Origin of the sequence: Echinicola vietnamensis DSM 17526, assembly GCF_000325705.1 — a bacterium.
Taxonomy (GTDB): domain Bacteria; phylum Bacteroidota; class Bacteroidia; order Cytophagales; family Cyclobacteriaceae; genus Echinicola; species Echinicola vietnamensis.
In genome coordinates, this window is record NC_019904.1 from 5,377,590 (window position 1) to 5,394,675 (window position 17,086).

The 17,086-nt window shown below is 43.8% G+C and carries 17 protein-coding genes; 14 read left to right on the plus strand and 3 right to left on the minus strand.

What is annotated here, in order from left to right:
- Nucleotides 1-29: 29 nt before the first annotated feature.
- From ECHVI_RS21915 to ECHVI_RS24200, 14 genes are all read left to right on the plus strand, one after another.
- A complete protein-coding gene (locus ECHVI_RS21915) occupies nt 30-434 on the plus strand; it encodes a DoxX family protein (RefSeq protein ID WP_015268196.1) in 405 nt (134 codons plus the stop codon).
- Between the two features lie 57 nt (nt 435-491).
- The gene (locus ECHVI_RS21920) at nt 492-1,358 is read left to right on the plus strand and encodes a sugar phosphate isomerase/epimerase family protein (RefSeq protein ID WP_157501570.1); all 867 of its coding nucleotides are present in this window, start codon (nt 492-494) and stop codon (nt 1,356-1,358) included.
- A gap of 1 nt (nt 1,359) precedes the next feature.
- Nucleotides 1,360-2,760, plus strand: coding sequence for a DHA2 family efflux MFS transporter permease subunit (locus tag ECHVI_RS21925; protein WP_015268199.1), 1,401 nt, complete (start codon nt 1,360-1,362; stop codon nt 2,758-2,760).
- A 9-nt stretch (nt 2,761-2,769) separates the two neighbouring features.
- A complete protein-coding gene (locus ECHVI_RS21930) occupies nt 2,770-3,840 on the plus strand; it encodes a Gfo/Idh/MocA family oxidoreductase (protein WP_015268200.1) in 1,071 nt (356 codons plus the stop codon).
- Between the two features lie 11 nt (nt 3,841-3,851).
- Nucleotides 3,852-4,781 carry an MBL fold metallo-hydrolase gene (locus ECHVI_RS21935; protein WP_015268201.1) on the plus strand — a complete coding sequence of 310 codons (930 nt, stop codon included), beginning with the start codon at nt 3,852-3,854 and terminating at the stop codon, nt 4,779-4,781.
- A gap of 20 nt (nt 4,782-4,801) precedes the next feature.
- On the plus strand, nt 4,802-5,905 hold the full coding sequence (locus tag ECHVI_RS21940; RefSeq protein ID WP_015268202.1) for an L-dopachrome tautomerase-related protein: 1,104 nt from the start codon (nt 4,802-4,804) through the stop codon (nt 5,903-5,905).
- 10 nt (nt 5,906-5,915) lie between these two features.
- Nucleotides 5,916-6,326: a hypothetical protein gene (locus ECHVI_RS21945; protein ID WP_015268203.1), complete on the plus strand. Its 411-nt coding sequence runs from the start codon at nt 5,916-5,918 to the stop codon at nt 6,324-6,326.
- A complete protein-coding gene (locus ECHVI_RS21950; protein ID WP_015268204.1) occupies nt 6,323-7,342 on the plus strand; it encodes an alpha/beta fold hydrolase in 1,020 nt (339 codons plus the stop codon). The genes ECHVI_RS21945 and ECHVI_RS21950 overlap by 4 nt, the downstream gene beginning before the upstream one ends.
- Before the next feature lies 1 nt (nt 7,343).
- Nucleotides 7,344-8,174: an MBL fold metallo-hydrolase gene (locus ECHVI_RS21955; RefSeq protein ID WP_015268205.1), complete on the plus strand. Its 831-nt coding sequence runs from the start codon at nt 7,344-7,346 to the stop codon at nt 8,172-8,174.
- Nucleotides 8,175-8,186: 12 nt separating this feature from the next.
- A complete protein-coding gene (locus ECHVI_RS21960; RefSeq protein WP_015268206.1) occupies nt 8,187-9,398 on the plus strand; it encodes a trans-sulfuration enzyme family protein in 1,212 nt (403 codons plus the stop codon).
- Between the two features lie 9 nt (nt 9,399-9,407).
- A complete protein-coding gene (locus tag ECHVI_RS21965) occupies nt 9,408-10,397 on the plus strand; it encodes an aldo/keto reductase (protein WP_015268207.1) in 990 nt (329 codons plus the stop codon).
- Nucleotides 10,398-10,742: 345 nt separating this feature from the next.
- A complete protein-coding gene (locus tag ECHVI_RS24190) occupies nt 10,743-11,492 on the plus strand; it encodes a transposase (RefSeq protein ID WP_041739141.1) in 750 nt (249 codons plus the stop codon).
- Nucleotides 11,493-11,509: 17 nt separating this feature from the next.
- Nucleotides 11,510-11,716: a hypothetical protein gene (locus tag ECHVI_RS24195; protein ID WP_245553396.1), complete on the plus strand. Its 207-nt coding sequence runs from the start codon at nt 11,510-11,512 to the stop codon at nt 11,714-11,716.
- Nucleotides 11,713-12,090: a hypothetical protein gene (locus tag ECHVI_RS24200; protein WP_245553398.1), complete on the plus strand. Its 378-nt coding sequence runs from the start codon at nt 11,713-11,715 to the stop codon at nt 12,088-12,090. The genes ECHVI_RS24195 and ECHVI_RS24200 overlap by 4 nt, the downstream gene beginning before the upstream one ends.
- A 319-nt stretch (nt 12,091-12,409) precedes the next feature.
- Here ECHVI_RS24200 and ECHVI_RS21980 read toward each other — a convergent pair whose 3' ends face one another.
- Genes ECHVI_RS21980 through ECHVI_RS21990 form a run of 3 tightly spaced genes read right to left on the minus strand, consistent with a single transcriptional unit; the run spans nt 12,410 to nt 17,030 of the window.
- Entirely contained in the window at nt 12,410-13,858 is a 1,449-nt protein-coding gene (locus tag ECHVI_RS21980) for a sialate O-acetylesterase (RefSeq protein ID WP_015268208.1), read from the minus strand.
- Complete coding sequence (locus ECHVI_RS21985) at nt 13,855-15,528, minus strand: ribulokinase (RefSeq protein WP_015268209.1); 1,674 nt, start codon at nt 15,526-15,528, stop codon at nt 13,855-13,857. The genes ECHVI_RS21980 and ECHVI_RS21985 overlap by 4 nt, the downstream gene beginning before the upstream one ends.
- A complete protein-coding gene (locus tag ECHVI_RS21990) occupies nt 15,528-17,030 on the minus strand; it encodes a sodium:solute symporter family protein (protein WP_015268210.1) in 1,503 nt (500 codons plus the stop codon). Before ECHVI_RS21990 ends, ECHVI_RS21985 begins: the two co-directional genes overlap by 1 nt.
- Between the last annotated feature and the right edge of the window lie 56 nt (nt 17,031-17,086).

Here is a 17,086-nt window from a genome sequence, read left to right on the forward strand (position 1 = left end):
AGTTCATTAAAATTGTAATTACGCATTTGATGATGAACGGAAAGTACAAATACGGTTACTTCTTCCTGCGCCTGCCCATAGCAATGTCGTTGCTCGGGCACGGTCTGGTTCGTTTGCCCAAATTGCAGGGTTTTAGCAATTGGATGGTTGGTCTTATGCAAAATTCCTATTTGCCCAAACCGATGATTCTCGGTTTCAGCTATGTAGTGCCGTTTGTGGAAGTGTTTACGGGCTTGTTCCTGTTGATTGGCTTGTTTACACGGCAAACCATTTACGTAGCCTTGACACTTATGGCATTGTTCATTTTTGGCAATACCACGATTGAAAATTGGGAACCCATTACTTCGCAACTCGTTCACGCAGGTTATTTAGGAATGTTGATAATGTTTATTCAGCACAACGATTTTTCATTGGACAGCAAACTCAAAAAATGAAAAAGTATGGCATCACGCAGAAATTTTTTATCGCAAACGGTTTTGGCTTCCGCGGCTTTGGCAGCAACGCCTGTTTCAACAAAGGAGAAGAATATGAAAAAAGCGAAAATAGCAGTCATTACCTGGACGTATGGCATTGATGATCTGGAAACCCTGTTTGCAAAAATAAAAGAAACAGGGTTTGAAGCTGTGCAGTTTAGCGGCAATTACCGCGTACATAGAGCGAATGATGTTGTGGCAACAGCCCAAAAATACGACATCGAAATTTTGTCATACGACCCAATGAGTTTTAAACCTTTTGACGATGAAAAGCTGACGTTAAAAGATGCCGTGAAACACTATTCTGATGTTATAGAATACGCCAAAGCCATTGGTGCGCCCATGGCTACGCTGCAAGGACTTTCGTATTGGACAAAAGAAATTTCCGATTACGAAAAGGCAATACAGTTCATCATTGAAGCCGTTCGGCAGTTGGATAAAGTTGCGCAAAATTTAAACATAACATTGACCTACGAAGCCTGCAACCAATACGAAATTCCGTGGGTGCAGACTGCCGATGAATTGTTGCGTATCCACAGTGAATCCAACGCAAAAAAATTGTTGTTGGTGTTGGACAGTTTTCACATGAACATTTGTGAAACCGATATGCTATCGCCACTTCGCAAAATAGGGAAATTGCTGCACAGCTATCACGTTTCCGATTCCGGGCGTAGCGGCATCGGCAGCGGACATATTGATTATGTTGCCCAATACAAAGTATTGCAGGAAATCGGTTTTGACGGTTATGTGTTTTTCGAGTTTGTATTGCCGGAAATCCGTCCGTACAAACTGCCGATGAACGAAAAACAAATGGAAAAATCCATTCAGCAAAACAAATACAGCATTCAATTGTGGAATGCCATTGCCGAAAGTTCAATCAAATAGAATGGAAAAAAAATCCTTGTACATATCGTTGATTGTCGGCATTGCCTTTTTGATGGAAAATCTGGACAGTACGGCCATTACAACCGCCATTCCCAAAATGGCAAACGATTTTAGTGTCAGTTCGGTAACGATGAGTACGGGCATTACGGCTTATGTCATCATGCTGGCGGTATTTATCCCGATTAGCGGCTGGGTGGCAGACCGATACGGAACACGAAGTGTATTCAGTTTGGCGGTTACGGGTTTTATCCTGGCATCGGTAGCCTGCGGTTTTTCGGGCAGCCTTCCTGTATTTGTCGTATCAAGAATTTTGCAAGGAATGGCAGGTGCTATGATGGTTCCGGTGGGCCAGTTGGCGGTATTGACCAACACGGCCAAAGAAGACCTTGTGGCGGCAACCGCTTACATCACCTGGCCCGGATTGGTAGGGCCGATTGCCGGTCCTTTTCTGGGGGGATTTTTCACTTCGTATTTGAGCTGGCACTGGATATTTTTCATCAATGTGCCTATCGGAATCATTACCATTATTTATGCACTCAAATTTATTCCGAACAGCCTTCAGGATACAACGAAAAGTAAACGAAAACTCGACTGGATCGGCTTTCTGTTAAGCGGCATCGGTTTGATGTGTTTAACTATTGGACTGGAATTATTGAGCCAAGATAATGTGGATTATACAGTTAGTTTTACCCTTATCGGTATCTCTCTGTTACTCATCGGGCTTTCCGTGTGGCATTCCTTCCGGACGGAATATCCGATCATGGATTACAATGTTTTAAAAATCAAAACATTCAGAATCCCTATAACATCAGGTACCATCAGTAAAATCGTTATCAATACCGCACCGTTTATCATTCCGTTGCTGTTTCAGACCGTTTTTGGGATGTCGGCATTTCATTCGGGTTTGCTGTTTATGGCAAGTATGATTGGCAACCTTATGATGAAGCCCGCCACGATTTGGATTACGAAAAAATATAATTTCAGACAGGTACTTTGCTTCAACGGATTTCTGTTGGCACTGACTACTTTTCTTCAGGTGTTCTTTTATCCGGGATTGGCGATGTGGATTATTGCAGGTATATTGTTTTTTGCCGGAATGGTTAGGTCTATGCAGTTTAGCGGATTGAACACATTGGCTTATGCAGATGTGCCGCCGGATTTGATGAACAATGCCAATACGCTCTACATTACCTTACAACAACTTTCAGTAGCGTTGGGCGTAAGTTTTGCCGCATTGAGTTTGCATTTTTCGGCTTTTTATCATCAAAACGGAAATAATTATCAATTAAACGATTTTCAAATGTCGTTCACCATTATATCACTATTCTGTTTGCTTTCCTTAATCGGTTATTTGAAACTGAACAAAGAAGATGGTTGGGTGGTAAGGGTCAAAAACAAATAAAATAAAAATATGACAAACAAAACAATCAATACTGCTATACTTGGTTACGGATTTTCGGGTTCTATTTTCTTTGCCCCATTCTTGCACCTGCACGAAGGTTTTCTACTAAAAGGAGCTTGGGAACGCAGTAAAAAGAAAATCCAAAACGATTATCCTTATGTAAAAAGTTACGCTTCGCTGGAGGAAATTATTTCCGATGATACCATTGATTTAGTGGTGGTAAACACGCCGATAGATACTCATTATACCTATGCGAAAAAGGTATTGGAGGCTGGCAAACACGCCATTGTAGAAAAAACGTTTACCAATACGGCAGCCGAAGCCAGAGAGCTGCACGAACTTGCAACCGTGAAAGATTTGCATTTGTTTGTCTATCAAAACAGGCGTTACGACAGCGATTTTTTAACATCAAAAAAGGTACTGGAATCAGGCAAATTGGGAAAGTTGAAAGAAGCCATTATTTCCTACGATATTCATTTGCCCGAACTGCGTAAAAGAGGAACTGTTCATACCGAAAAACCAAAAAGTGGTGGCGAGTTCAACAACCGAGGGTCGCACATTACCGACCAGGCTGTTGAGCTATTTGGGTTTCCCGATGCGGTTTTTGCCGATTTTGCTATTTTCCGCAAAGGTGGCGAAGTGGAAGATTATGTGGATGTGATTTTATATTACGCCGATAAGCGTGTGAAACTGAGGGAAACCAATATTTCCGTACATCGGCAAGATGCTTATATTTTTCACGGGTTGAACGGCTCGTTTTTCAAAAGTCGTTCCGATATGCAGGAAGACCGTTTATTGGCAGGAACGATACCAATGAAAACACATTGGTGTGATGAACCGGAAAACGAGGAAGGCCGATTGTATTATTTCCAAGATGGAAAGAAAATGGTCGAAACCATTACTACAGAAGATGGCAATTATTATAATTATTTTGAAGCCATATATCAATCCGTCGTAAACGGAGCTCCGGCGCCGGTGTCGGGTTGGGATGGCTACAAAACGATGTTGGTAATGGATGCGGCAAGAAAAAGTATGGAGACAGGAAAAATGGTAACCGTTAATCCTGTAAAAGAATATTAATATCCAACAAAATGAGAATTAACAGAAAGGAAATTTTAAGATTATCGGGACTTTTGGGCATAAGCCTGTCGATACCTGCATTATCTTTTGTCGCTTCCGGTAAAACATTGAAAACAGGAGGTTTTTACGCTGATTTGGAGCAATTAAGAAAGTTGTCGCACGCTATTCCCGGTGATTTGCCCGATAAAATCAATGTGACCAAAGTTGCCGACACCATCCGTCCGGCAAGTGTGGTAGTCAGTGGTGAAAGTGCCGACAAAAAAATGACCTTGGCAAGAACGGTGTACCAATTGGTTTTCCCAAATGGCTCGATTCTATTGGATTCGGGAATGGATTTGGAAACGCATAGAACTTTCGGAAAAACGGAAGAACCGTATTATCCCGAAAATTTTGAAAGGGTAAAAAAAGCGTTGGACAAAGCCAATTTGATTATCCTGACACATTACCACGCAGACCATTCTGGCGGGATTATCCGTTCGGACAGATTTGATGAACTGGCCCCAAAAGTATGGACATCAAGGGAAACAGCGGAACTGCTCATCAACAAACCGCACAAAACAACGGTTAAAATCAGCAGGGAAAAAGTGGAGCGTTTTTTCATTACGGATTTCGGGAATTATTATCCCATTGCCCCGGGTGTAGTGGTGTTTAAAGCTCCCGGACACACCACCGATTCCAAAATGCTGTACATAAAATTAGCCAACGGAAAAGAGTTTATTCATAGTGTGGACAGTGGTTGGTCGATGGAAAATATTATTGAGGAAAAAATGAAAAACGCTTCGTGGGTACACGAAAATCAGGAGCAACTGTTAGCACAGTATAAATGGTTGAACAACATCATCAATACCGAAAAAAATATAACAGTGCTCTGCACGCACGACAATGAACAATACAACGATTTTATTGAAAAAAATATTTTGGGAAACGGATTGGAAGTTTAAAACATTTAAAAGTTGAACAGATGAAAACACTTGGAATATTATTAACGGTCACCTCATTCAGTGTCTTAACGAGCAATGTTTCCGCCCAGGAATACCACAGCGATAATTTGATTCCGGTGGCAGATTTGGGAAAATATCAGGCCATTGGTGTCAGCGTCTCGTCAGGCAACCGGCTGTTTGTATCTTTCCCCAACCGGGGCGGGGCGTATCAATACGGGTTGACAGAGAACGTCAACGGCAAACGCATCCCCTATCCGGACGAAGCATGGAACAAGCCGGGTGACGGGGCTTCGCACTTTGTAAGCGTTCAGGACCTGTTTGTGGATGCCAGCGATTTTTTATGGGTGCTGGATTCCAAACCCGCTCCGGGCGGCTCCATTTTCGGAAATGCCGAAACAGCCGTCAAAGGGCAGTTCAAACTTTTGAAAATCAATACCCAAACCAACCGGGTAGAAAAGGTTTATACCTTTGATGATCTGGATAAGGCACATTCGGGCTTGAACGATATCCGGGTGGATACCGAAAAGCAACTGGCCTATCTCTCCGATCCGGGACTGGCAGCCATTGTGGTGCTGGACCTGAAAACCGGGAAAACCCGCAAGCTGCTGGAAAAAACCAAATTTACACTGGCAGACCCAAATGTGGTTTTGAAATACGAGGGCAAAGAAATGCGCAACGAAGCGGGGAAGCCCTTTGCATCAAACGTCAATGGAATTGCCCTGACCAAAGATTTTGGGTATTTCTATTTCAAGCCGATCAATCAAACCCATTTATACCGGATAAAAACAGTGTATCTCGCAGACGCTGCCCTTTCCGAAAACGAACTGGAAAGCAAGGTGGAAGATATGGGCGAAGTGGGCGTTACCCACGGTCTGGCAGCCGATGCCCAGGGCAATATTTTCCTGACCACATCTATGGACCACACGATTAAATATCTGAGCCCGGACGGAAAACTGCATACACTTGTACAGGATTCCCGTTTGATTTGGCCCGATTCACTGGGCATTGGCACGGACGGCTATTTGTACCTTTCCTGTGCGCAGCTCAACCGCGAACCGATATGGAACAATGGTGAAAACCGCGTTCACTATCCTTATGAGATCTATAAAGTCAAACTCCCTTAAAATCACTGCTATGAAATCCATATCCGGAATATGCGTACTTGCTTTTTTTACCTGCATCTTTGCTTTTGCACAGGAGCAATCGGCAATTCCCTATCAGGCAAACGACAGTATGATGGTAACGGTGGTTTTGCGGCATTTGCAGGAAAATCCGGTGGACAGCATCCAGACACGGATTATGAAGCAAGGGTTTTACGAAAAAATCAACCGGAGCCATGCAAGGATTTTGTCGTGGAATGTAGTGATGGGAATCGGGCAGATTATCACGCTGCGTTTCAAACCCGAATATACAAGAGCAGTCAATCAGGTATTTAAATGTGGCGCGTGGGGCGGATTCAGAACAGAATTTTATCCTACCTATGATTTTATGCCGATCTATCCCGTGATGCTCGAAAAAGAAAAGAAATTAAATTCAGAAAAATGAAAAAATACAGTTTGATCATTCCGTTGCTGCTCGTTATCAACGTAGTTTTTTCCCAAACGGAACGCCCTGTACTGGATATAATGCTCACCAACTACAACTATCCGTATGAAGTACATTTCCTGAATTTCAAATTGCAAAATCAGGAGTTGAAAATGGCATATATGGACGTTCACCCCAAAAAGCCAAATGCCCTGCCTGCCGGCAGGCAGGTAAAAACCGTAGTGCTTTTACACGGAAAAAACTTTAACGGAGCGTACTGGAAAACAACCATAGAAGCGTTAACAGATGAAGGTTATCGTGTAATCGTTCCCGACCAGGTCGGGTTTGGCAAATCATCAAAACCGGTGGGTTATCAATTTACGTTTCAGCAATTGGCACAAAATACAAAAGCCGTTTTGGATGAATTGAAAATTGACAAAATCTACTTGCTCGGACATTCAATGGGCGGAATGTTGGCTACAAGATTTACGCTGATGTACCCCGAAGTTGTAGAAAAACTCGTGCTGGAAAACCCCATTGGGCTGGAAGACTGGAAACTCGTTGCACCTTACGTTTCCATTGATGCCAATTATCAAAAGGAACTGAAAGCCAATTACGAATCGGCAAGGCAATACCAATCGGCATCTTATTACGACAACCATTGGAAACACGAATACGATGAATGGGTGTATTTGCTCACCGGCTGGGTAAAATCACCGGATTATCCCATTGTGGCAAAAATAAACGCCCAAACGTCCGATATGATTTTTACGCAACCGGTAGTGTATGAATTTCAAAACATCAACGCACCAACACTTTTGATCATCGGCACAAGAGACCGAACCGCTATCGGGAGAAACAATGTAAAAGACCCCGAAGTGGCTGCCAAGATGGGACAATATCAATTGCTTGGAAAAGCAACCCAACAAAAAATCCCGAATGCTGAATTAGTAGAATTGGACAATGTTGGACATTTGCCACATATCGAAGTTTTTGACCGATTTATAAAACCGTTGAAAGAATTTTTAAACCCTTAAAATGAAACATATTCTCAACATAGCATTACTCATCATTTCCACAGGGGTTTTTGCCCAAACGGAAATCAAGGAATTTAAGGTGCAGGACAGCCTGTATATGGTGGGCGACCGAGTATATTCTTTGTACTACATCACGCCCGAAGGTGTGGTGGTCATCGACCCAATAAACTTCCGCATTGCAGACGAAACGCTGAAATCCATCCGAAAACATACCGATTTGCCCGTGAAATATGTGATATACAGCCATAATCATTGGGACCATAATATGGGTGGTAAACTGTACAAGCAGCAAGGGGCTTCATTTCTTGCACATACAAATGCCGAGCAGCATATGGCACCGAACAAAATGGTGGTAGCTGTTGATTCTGTTTGGGCGGGCAATAAAACCGTTTTCACGTTGGGCGGAAAAGATATTGAAATGTATTACTACGGAAAAAACCACGGGGACGGAATGACGGTGTTCCGTTTTCCGGAATACAATACGGTTTTTACGGTAGATTTGGTTGTGCCGGACCGTGTGCTATACGCCTATCTACCGGATGCCAAACCCAGACAATGGCTCGAAGATTTGTACGAAATTCAGAAACTGGAGTTTGACCAATTGCTGATGGCACACGTCCGGCCGATCGGTGCGCGGGAGGATTTAGACCTGCAAATACGATACTTTGAGGATTTGTATGCGGCAACGGAAGAAGCTATGGAAGACGGCACCCCGTTTTTTGAAATCCCGACAACCGTAAAAATGCCGCAATACGAACATTTGATGAACTATGATGAATGGCTGCATATGAACGTGTGGCGCATCTTGATGGAAAAAGCGATAGGACAGTAAAATATTGGAAAAATGGAAAAACCCGATTTTAAAAACCTGGGAGAACAGACCAGGGCCATCCACGCCGGAGAGTTGCCCGACCCGGTGACTGGGGCATCATCGCCCAACCTGGTAATGTCCACCACTTACCTTGCCGAAGCCGGAACCGGTTTTTCGGTAGAGGGTCACGATGAGGAAGATCCCTGGATCTATACACGGTGGGGAAACCCTACCGTTCATCAACTGGAAGAAAAACTGGCTGTGTTGGAAGAGGCCGAAACTGCCGTGGCCTTTGCCAGCGGGATGGGAGCGATAACGGTACTGTTTTTCCACCTGTTAAAAGCGGGTGATCACGCCATAGTGAGCGATGTTGCCTATGCGGCCTTGTCGGAAATGACCAACGAAATGGTACCATCCCTGAACATTCAGATCACGAAAGTTGACACCTCGGACCTGTCGGCCGTAAAGGCTGCGGTAAAGAACAATACCAGGCTCATTTATATTGAAACGCCCTGTAACCCCATCCTCCGGCTGACCGACATTGAAGCCGTGGCCGGCATTGCCCGCGGTGCCGGGGCCCGGCTTGCAGTGGATTCAACCTTTGCAACACCGGCAGCCACCAAACCCTTACAACTGGGTGCAGATTTTATCGTCCATTCGCTCACCAAATACCTGGGCGGACATGGCGATGCACTGGGCGGCGCCATCCTCGGGAGAAAAGCCGACCTGGCACCATTGCGCAAAAAAACGGCCATACGTATGGGGGCGGTCATCAGCCCGTTCAATGCCTGGCTTATCCTCCGCGGGCTGGCAACTTTCCCCATCAGGATGCGGGCACATGAAAAGAATGCACTCAAGGTAGCGGCCTTTCTGGAAAAGCATCCAAAAGTAAAGCGGGTTATTTACCCCGGACTTCCATCACACCCGCAACATGAGCTGGCCAAAAAACAGATGAAAAATTTTTCGGGCATGCTCACCTTCCAGGTCGAAAACGGGAAAAAACGCTCCGGAATTTTTGCCGATAAACTTCGGATTGTCCACTATGCGGTATCGTTGGGGCATCACCGCTCCCTGATCTTTTACCTTGACAGTGCGGATTTAAAGGAGTCTTCTTTCAAATTCGCAACGGGCAAACAGGATGAATCATGGGAGATTTATGCGGGTGACGGGATTTTCCGCCTTTCCGTGGGATTGGAAGATTCCAAAGACATCATTGATGATCTCAACCGGGCTTTGGACGGGTAAACAGTTTTAATGGAAGAAGATATAAAACAACAGATTCATTATAAAATTAAAATTATGGACAGAATAAAAATCAGCAAAACCGATTTGGAAGTTAGCCGCATCAACCTTGGCGGCAACGTGTTCGGCTGGACCTTGGATGAACAACAATCTTTTAAAATCTTAGATACTTTTGTAGGTGCAGGTTTCAACTTTATTGACACCGCAGATACGTATTCGTGGTGGGTAAATGGCAAAGGCGGACAGTCCGAAATCATTATCGGTAACTGGATGAAAGCGAGAGGAAACCGCAAAGATTTGGTCATTGCCACAAAAGTAGGTTCGGAAACCAAAGAACACGGTTTTGACATCAGCAAAAAACACATTTTGAAATCGGTTGATGAAAGTTTACAGCGTTTGCAAACCGATTATATTGATTTGTATTACACCCATTTTGATGATGAAAAAACACCGGTGGAAGAAACATTATCGGCTTACGATGAAATCGTTAAGGCAGGCAAAGTACGCTACATTGCAGCTTCCAACGTATCGCCAGAAAGATTAATAGAATCTTTTGAAGTTGCCGAGAAAAACAACTTCCCAAAATATGTTGCTTTGCAACCACATTACAATTTATTAGAACGTACCAAATACGAAACCGCATACGCTCCATTGGTAGAAAAATTTGGTTTGACCGTTTTTCCGTATTGGTCGTTGGCAGCAGGTTTTCTCACCGGAAAATACCGCAGCGAAGCTGATTTAAAGAAAAGCGTTCGCGGTGGCAGTGTTTCAAAATATTTGAACGAAAAAGGGCTCACCGTCCTTTCGGCTTTGGACAGGGTTTCCGCAAAACACAATTCAACGCAAGCAACCGTATCCCTGGCCTGGCTTTTGGCACAACCGCATATTGGGGCACCGATTGTAAGTGCGACAAGCGAAAGTCAATTGCAAACCTTGTTCGCTGCACCAAAATTGAAATTGGACAGTGAGGCCTTGGAAATATTGCAAAGGGCAAGTAAATAATTAAATGATTGGCAATGGAATGATTCAGTTCGCACTAGGTAGGTGTGACCATGGGACAACAAAATTTACTTTAATTGACCTTTTGACCAAAATTGCTAAAGTTCTCAATATAGCCATTCCACAAGAAGGACGTCTTTTTTGATTTAGGCTATGGATGTAGCTATTGGTATTCAACAATACTTTGTTTGCGTAGCAATGTATATGGGGCATCTTGTTAATTAGCTAAATCACTGATTCTTAATAAACAGGGATGCGGAAAAATAACTCAAAAACCCCGAAAATCGTCCAAAAGGGCTTTTTCCGGGGTTTTATTTTTCGTATTTTTTGTTTGCAGACAAAAATACTATGAAAGATACCATACAGCTCCCTATTTTCAAAGACTTTGACGGATACTCTCCAAAGTATCACTTTTTCAAGAATTCCTTGCTTGGCCAGATCCATGACAGCCTGCCATGGGAAAAGCTTTCGAGCCTTGTTCCTGAAAAGCTGCAGGGGCCTGGTGCCCCAAGGTGGTTCGGTGCCAAGGGCATGTTTGCCCTGATGTTTTTGAAAGCCTACCTGAATACCTCAGACCGCCAATTGATTGAGCGTTTCAATACCGACTGGAGCCTTCAGTATTTCTGCGGGAAAGTATTGGCAGCAGACCAACAGATCCGGGACCTTACCATTATGACACGGATCAGGGCCTACATCGAGGAACACTGCCACTGGGAACAGGTCCAAGAGGTACTAATGGATCACTGGAAACAGGATGTGGACAACAGCCACGTCTTATTAATGGATGCCACCTGTTATGAAAGTTATGTCCGTTTCCCCACCGACCCCAAACTACTCTGGGAATGCTGCCAGTGGGTGTTTGAAAAGCAACTGTTCAAAAAATGTAAACAATTGGGCATAAAAAGGCCCCGGTCAAAATACAGGGAGCAGAAGACCAAACAGCTTGGCTACTTCCGTAAAAGACGCAAACCCTTTAAGGAAACTCTCAAAAGGAAAAAATCCCTGGTCTTCCTGTTGGAAAAAGCACTTGGCCAGTTACAAGAGATCCTGGACTTTTATCAAGGGGGGGGGTTGGACCAAATGACTTTGCCTGCCTGAAGACCATCAAAAAAGTCTTGGTCCAGCAGCAGTTTTTGTTGGAAAATCCTCCCTCCGAACTTAAGGACCGCATCGTTTCCCTCCATAAACCTTATCTCCGGCCGATCGTCCGGGGAAAGGAAAACAAACGTGTGGAGTTCGGTATGAAAGCCCATATCCTTCAGACAGGCGGGCTATCATTTATCGATAAACTGGACTTCAACAACTTCAATGTACCCGGTTGAAAATATCCACGGTAAAACATACCCGGGTTTTCGGACAGACTTCCCAGCTGGGTGCCGACCGGATTTATGCCACCAATGCCAACAGAAAGTATTGTACCTCCAAAGACATATTCACCGGCTTCCCCAAAAAAGGCCCCAGACCTCACAGCAAAGCCGAAAAGATGCTGAGTGCTGAAGTCTCCAAACAAAGGGCAACGGCAAGGGAAGGGGCTTTCGGAAACCATAAAAACCACTATGGACTGGTTAAAATACGAGTAAAGGGAGATAAAAGGGAAAAGCTGGCCGTGCTGTTCGGCATGATGGCAGCCAACGCCGTAGCAGTTGCCAAACGAAGAAACCAACAGGAATCCCCGCCCACCAACAAAGCTGCTTGACAAAAACTACCGCCGGAAAGAAGAATTACAGGACAGGTGTGTCCAATTGTCAAAACCACCCCAAAAATCAACCTCTTCAATTCAGTAATTGTACTTTTCCTTACACAAATTGTACTCTTAATTTGCTTCAAAGTACCCTAAAAACAAATTAACCTTTCAGTTAAGTCTCTAAAAGGTTAATTATATCTATTTTCCAAGGAGGCCTAGATAAACCTATCCTTAAGATCCCGCACAATTGTCATACAACAATTTCAATTGGACTTACCAGACCTTTAAAATTACGTCTTAACTTTTGTCATTATCTTGGATAATTTCCAACTTATTCCCAACCATTCATTCTAAAGGAGGAGACTGGTAATCCTGAGGAACTGTACAATATCCCCATGGTATAATTCTCAAAGCCATAATGAACAGCAATGGGTTCATCCACCTCATCACAACTTAGGAAAAGTTTATTGCTTTTCACTCTTGCATCAGCTCGATAAAAGATACTATCTCCCGATGAAATAAAAAAGCTTGCTGCATTATCAACATCTTTTTTGATTATCAATCCATTTGGCGCATTTTCAAATTCAACAATCAGTTCATTTCCAGACCGGGACAATTTACTGGGCATGGGACTGGTATGTTCAAATCCCTGCAAATTATATGTCTTTGCCAATGCCTGATAGGCTAAACGTAGCCCCACTTCCCTTTTCTTCTTGGGATGGATATTGTCCTGTTCACCAACATCCATTAACACAGCCATTCCTGAATTGGGAATCCTATAACTCGCCTTCAACTGGGCCTCCCGGAGTAATGCTCCATTACGCTCTCCCACTAGCTTTCCATAGATATATCGTTTATAGCCATATGGCGCAATTTGGGCATAATAAAAGTCCATTTTTTCTTGCCCCCACTCTTTTCTCCATGATTTGACCAACTGAACCATTAGGTCCTCATAATTAAAGGGGTTGACCACATTTGATTCACCTTGATACCATAAAACACCCTTTATTCCATAACCTATGATTGGTCGCAGCATGGCATTATATAGCAATGTAGCTTCCCTGTTTGGAGTTTTTACCTCCGTCATACTTTCTGGAATTGAAATCTCATTAAAATCCGATAACATCTGCTTTGACATCCAGGACTGGATATTGGATCCTCCATAAGCAGAAACAATCACACCGACGGGAACATTTAATGATTTGTTTAAATAGTTGGCAAAATACCAAGCAACCGCGCTGGATTCGGCAACTGTTTTGGAGGTTGATTTTTCCCAGCTTCCCTCAAAATCCCCAAGCGGTTCCAAACTGGCGTTCCTTGGGACTTTAATTAGTCTTATCGATGGATTATTTGACATTAATATTTCCTCGTTGGCCCCTTCGACGGGCTGGGAAGTATATCCCTTCATGGGCATTTCCATATTGGATTGTCCGGAACATAGCCAAACCTCACCAATGAGTACATCTTTAATTTCCAACTTATCACCATCATCAAAACTCAGGGTGAACGGACCACCGGATGTTGGGGTGTGGACGTCCACTCTCCATTTTCCATTGGGATCGGATTTTATGTTGATTTCCTCCTTTAACCATGGCACTGAGACACGAACTGTCCTTTCAGGTGCTGCCCATCCCCAAATGGGAACTTCGGCATCTCGCTGCAAAACCATCCTATCTGAAAATATGGCCGGCAACACCACCTTGGCATTGGAGGGAATATGGACTATTAAAATCACGGCCAACGTGGCCATAAAAATTTTGATCGATTTGTTCAGGTTCATTGTGTGGTTAATTTTAGGTTTTCAACTACCTCCCCCTCTCTCTCATACATCTTATACTTTTCAACATATACTTGCTGATGTTGAAGGTCAGGGGAATAAACTTTTTTAAATGCAGGCACCATTTTGGCAACCGCCTGATCCATTGACGGATACACCTTGCTCGCTACGGCTGCATGAATTGCAGCCCCCAATGCTGGAGCTTCTTTGGATGCAGCGATTTTTATGGGCTTGCCAATAATATCAGCCATGGTCTGCATGACCAATGGTGACTTATTGGCCACGCCCCCAATTGCGATGATCTCTTCTACGGTCAGGCCTTTCCCCTCCAAGTGATCTATTATCTTTTTGGAGCCAAAGCAAAGTGCTTCCACCATTGCCCTGAACATATGGGAGGCTTGTGTCCCCATGTGGAGATTCAGAAAAGCGCCTTTCAGTGTTTCCTTTGCAAAAGGGGACCGCCTCCCATTTATCCAGTCCAAGGCACTTGCCCCATTTAGGCAGGGGGCCAGTTCCAAAGCCTCGCGCGACAATTCATCTAAAATTGAATGCTCAAGTTCTTCTATGATGGTTTCCTTAATCACAGCATCCAACTGTGTACTGCGGTGTATAATTTGCCTTGAGGGTCCTAAAACAACCTCTGCAAACCATGCCAGCACATCACCAAATCCTGCTTGTCCAGCTTCAAGGCCTATTGTCCCCGGTAAAACAGCATCTTCAACTTGTCCGCAAATTCCTTCAATGGGATCAAGCTCTGGATCAGTGGGAGATCCTACTAAAATATCACATGTTGATGTTCCGACCACTTTAACAAGCGTATTGGGGGAAATCCCTGCTCCCACAGCGCCCGCATGCGCATCCAATGTCCCTACCGCAACGGCGGTGTCTGCAGATAACCCAAGTTTTTCAGCCCACTTTGAACATAAATGGCCGGCTTTTTCCGATCCATGAAATGTTTGTTCATATAGCGTTTCTCTGAGACTTCCCAGTTCAGGGCTTATGCCACCCCAAAATGATGCTGGTGGAAGTCCGGACCATTTTTTGTTCCACATGGCCTTATGACCGGCTGCAGTCCTGCTTCTCTTTAAATTCAAAGGCCTTTCTCCAGTTAACTGACCGACGATAAAATCGCAATGTTCCATCCAAGTGCAGGTATTACGGGCAACGCCTGGATCCTTTTTATAAACCGAAAGGATCTTGGCCCAAAACCATTCGCTAGAATAGCTTCCACCAGAAAAAGCGGTATAATCGACCTCTCCATTTTTTGCAGCTTTGGTAATTTCTTCCGCTTCGGCAACAGCCGTATGGTCCTTCCAAAGTACCACCATGGCATTTGGGTTATTTGAAAACCTGGATGACATGGATAGTGCGTCACCGTTTTCATCAACTGGAATCGGGGACGACCCCGTAGTAGCAACACCTATTCCTTTCACGCTGTCGGGATCGATTCCTGAATCCCGAATGATGGCAGAAACGGTATGCTCCAAGCCTTCCAAATGATCCAATGGATGCTGCCTAAACTGATGGGAACCGGCATCACAATATAATTTCTTTGACCATCTGGGATACCGATAAACGGCACTTTTCACTATTTTCCCGTCCAAAGTATCCACCAGAATACTCCGTACCGAGTCAGTACCGAAATCGACCCCTATCACAAAATTTTTTGACATTATTTTTCTTCGGTTTTAAGTTTAAGGAAAACTAGATTTGAAGCCACGAATCCGACAACAAAAATTGTAACGGTACCCAACACAATCGTCAGGTTTGTATGCAATGTGTTTTGGTAATCCTCCATCCCAGTACCTGTCAATAACCATGGAGACAAGCTCATCCATGAAATTGCCAAAACCCCGACAAGGACCCCTATTCCAGCCATTTTCCCTGAGACATGTTTTGCTATAAGTCCCAATAGAAATAAGCCCAAAATCCCCCCGCTAAAAATGGATGAAAGGGCCCACCAAGCATCCAAGGCACTAGACACTCCATTAAATGCCAAACCAACAACGATGCTTGCGCCTCCCATCACAAACGAAGTCAGGAAAAGTACTCCCATGGCCTGTTTGTCACTTGCACTTTTATTGATGTATTTTTTGTAAAAATCAGATAAAAGTACTGTGGCCGAACTGTTGACACTTGTTGACACTGTGCTCATCCCAGCTGCAAAAATAGATGCAATCAACAAACCGGTGATCCCCTTAGGCAGTCCCGTAACAATAAAATATGGAAACACCTTATCCGCACTGGCACCAACCTTTAAATCCTCAGGAAGAAGCTCTGGATAGACTTGATAATACGAAAACAATGCAGTCCCTATAAAAAAGAAAAGTAAAGAAACGGGAATATACAACAAGCTCCCAAACCAAGTCGACCTGACTGCCTCTCTTTCATTTTTTGCGCTTAAATACCTTTGGACATAACTTTGGTCGATTCCGAAATTCTGTAAATTAATGAATAGGCCATACACAAGGATCATCCAGAAAGTCGATGAGGTAAAATCAAAATCGAAACTGCCCAAACTAAACTTATTGGCCTCATTTGCTACTTTTATCACTTGCTGGGGACCCTCAGGCATGGAAAAAAGCACTACCGATACACAAACCAATGCTCCGGCAATCAATACTATTCCCTGGATGGCATCTGTCCATACAACGGCTTCTATTCCTCCCAACATCGCATAAATAATCACACTTACCCCCGTAGAGATAATTATCGTGGATATGTCCCATCCAAAAAGTGCATTCATTGGTAGTGCCAGCAAATACAGAATTGCCCCCATTCTAGCAAGCTGTGTAAGCAAATAACAAATAGAGGCATAGGTCCTGGCCCATGGGCCAAAACGAGTTTCCAGATAATAATATGCGGATTCGCTTTTGATTTTCCTGTAAAGGGGAACAAAGTATTTCACCGCAACCCATGCAGCTATGGGGATAGACAAACTGAATACAAAGCCATTCCAATTGGACAGATAGGCATTACCCGGTAGGGCCAAAAAACTTATGCTGCTCACAAAGGTAGCAAAAATGGACATTCCAATTGCCCATGAAGGTAATCTTCCACCACCAGTTGTATAATCTTTAGGTGTCCTTTTCCTGAAGGAAAAGGACACTCCAAATGCAATAATGGCGGTCATATAGACCACAAAGACCACAAGGTCAGTAATAGGTAAATCCATGTAATTGTTACGGTTAATTTGGTTTTAAAGTCCAGCCAAAGCTCAAACAGGAAATC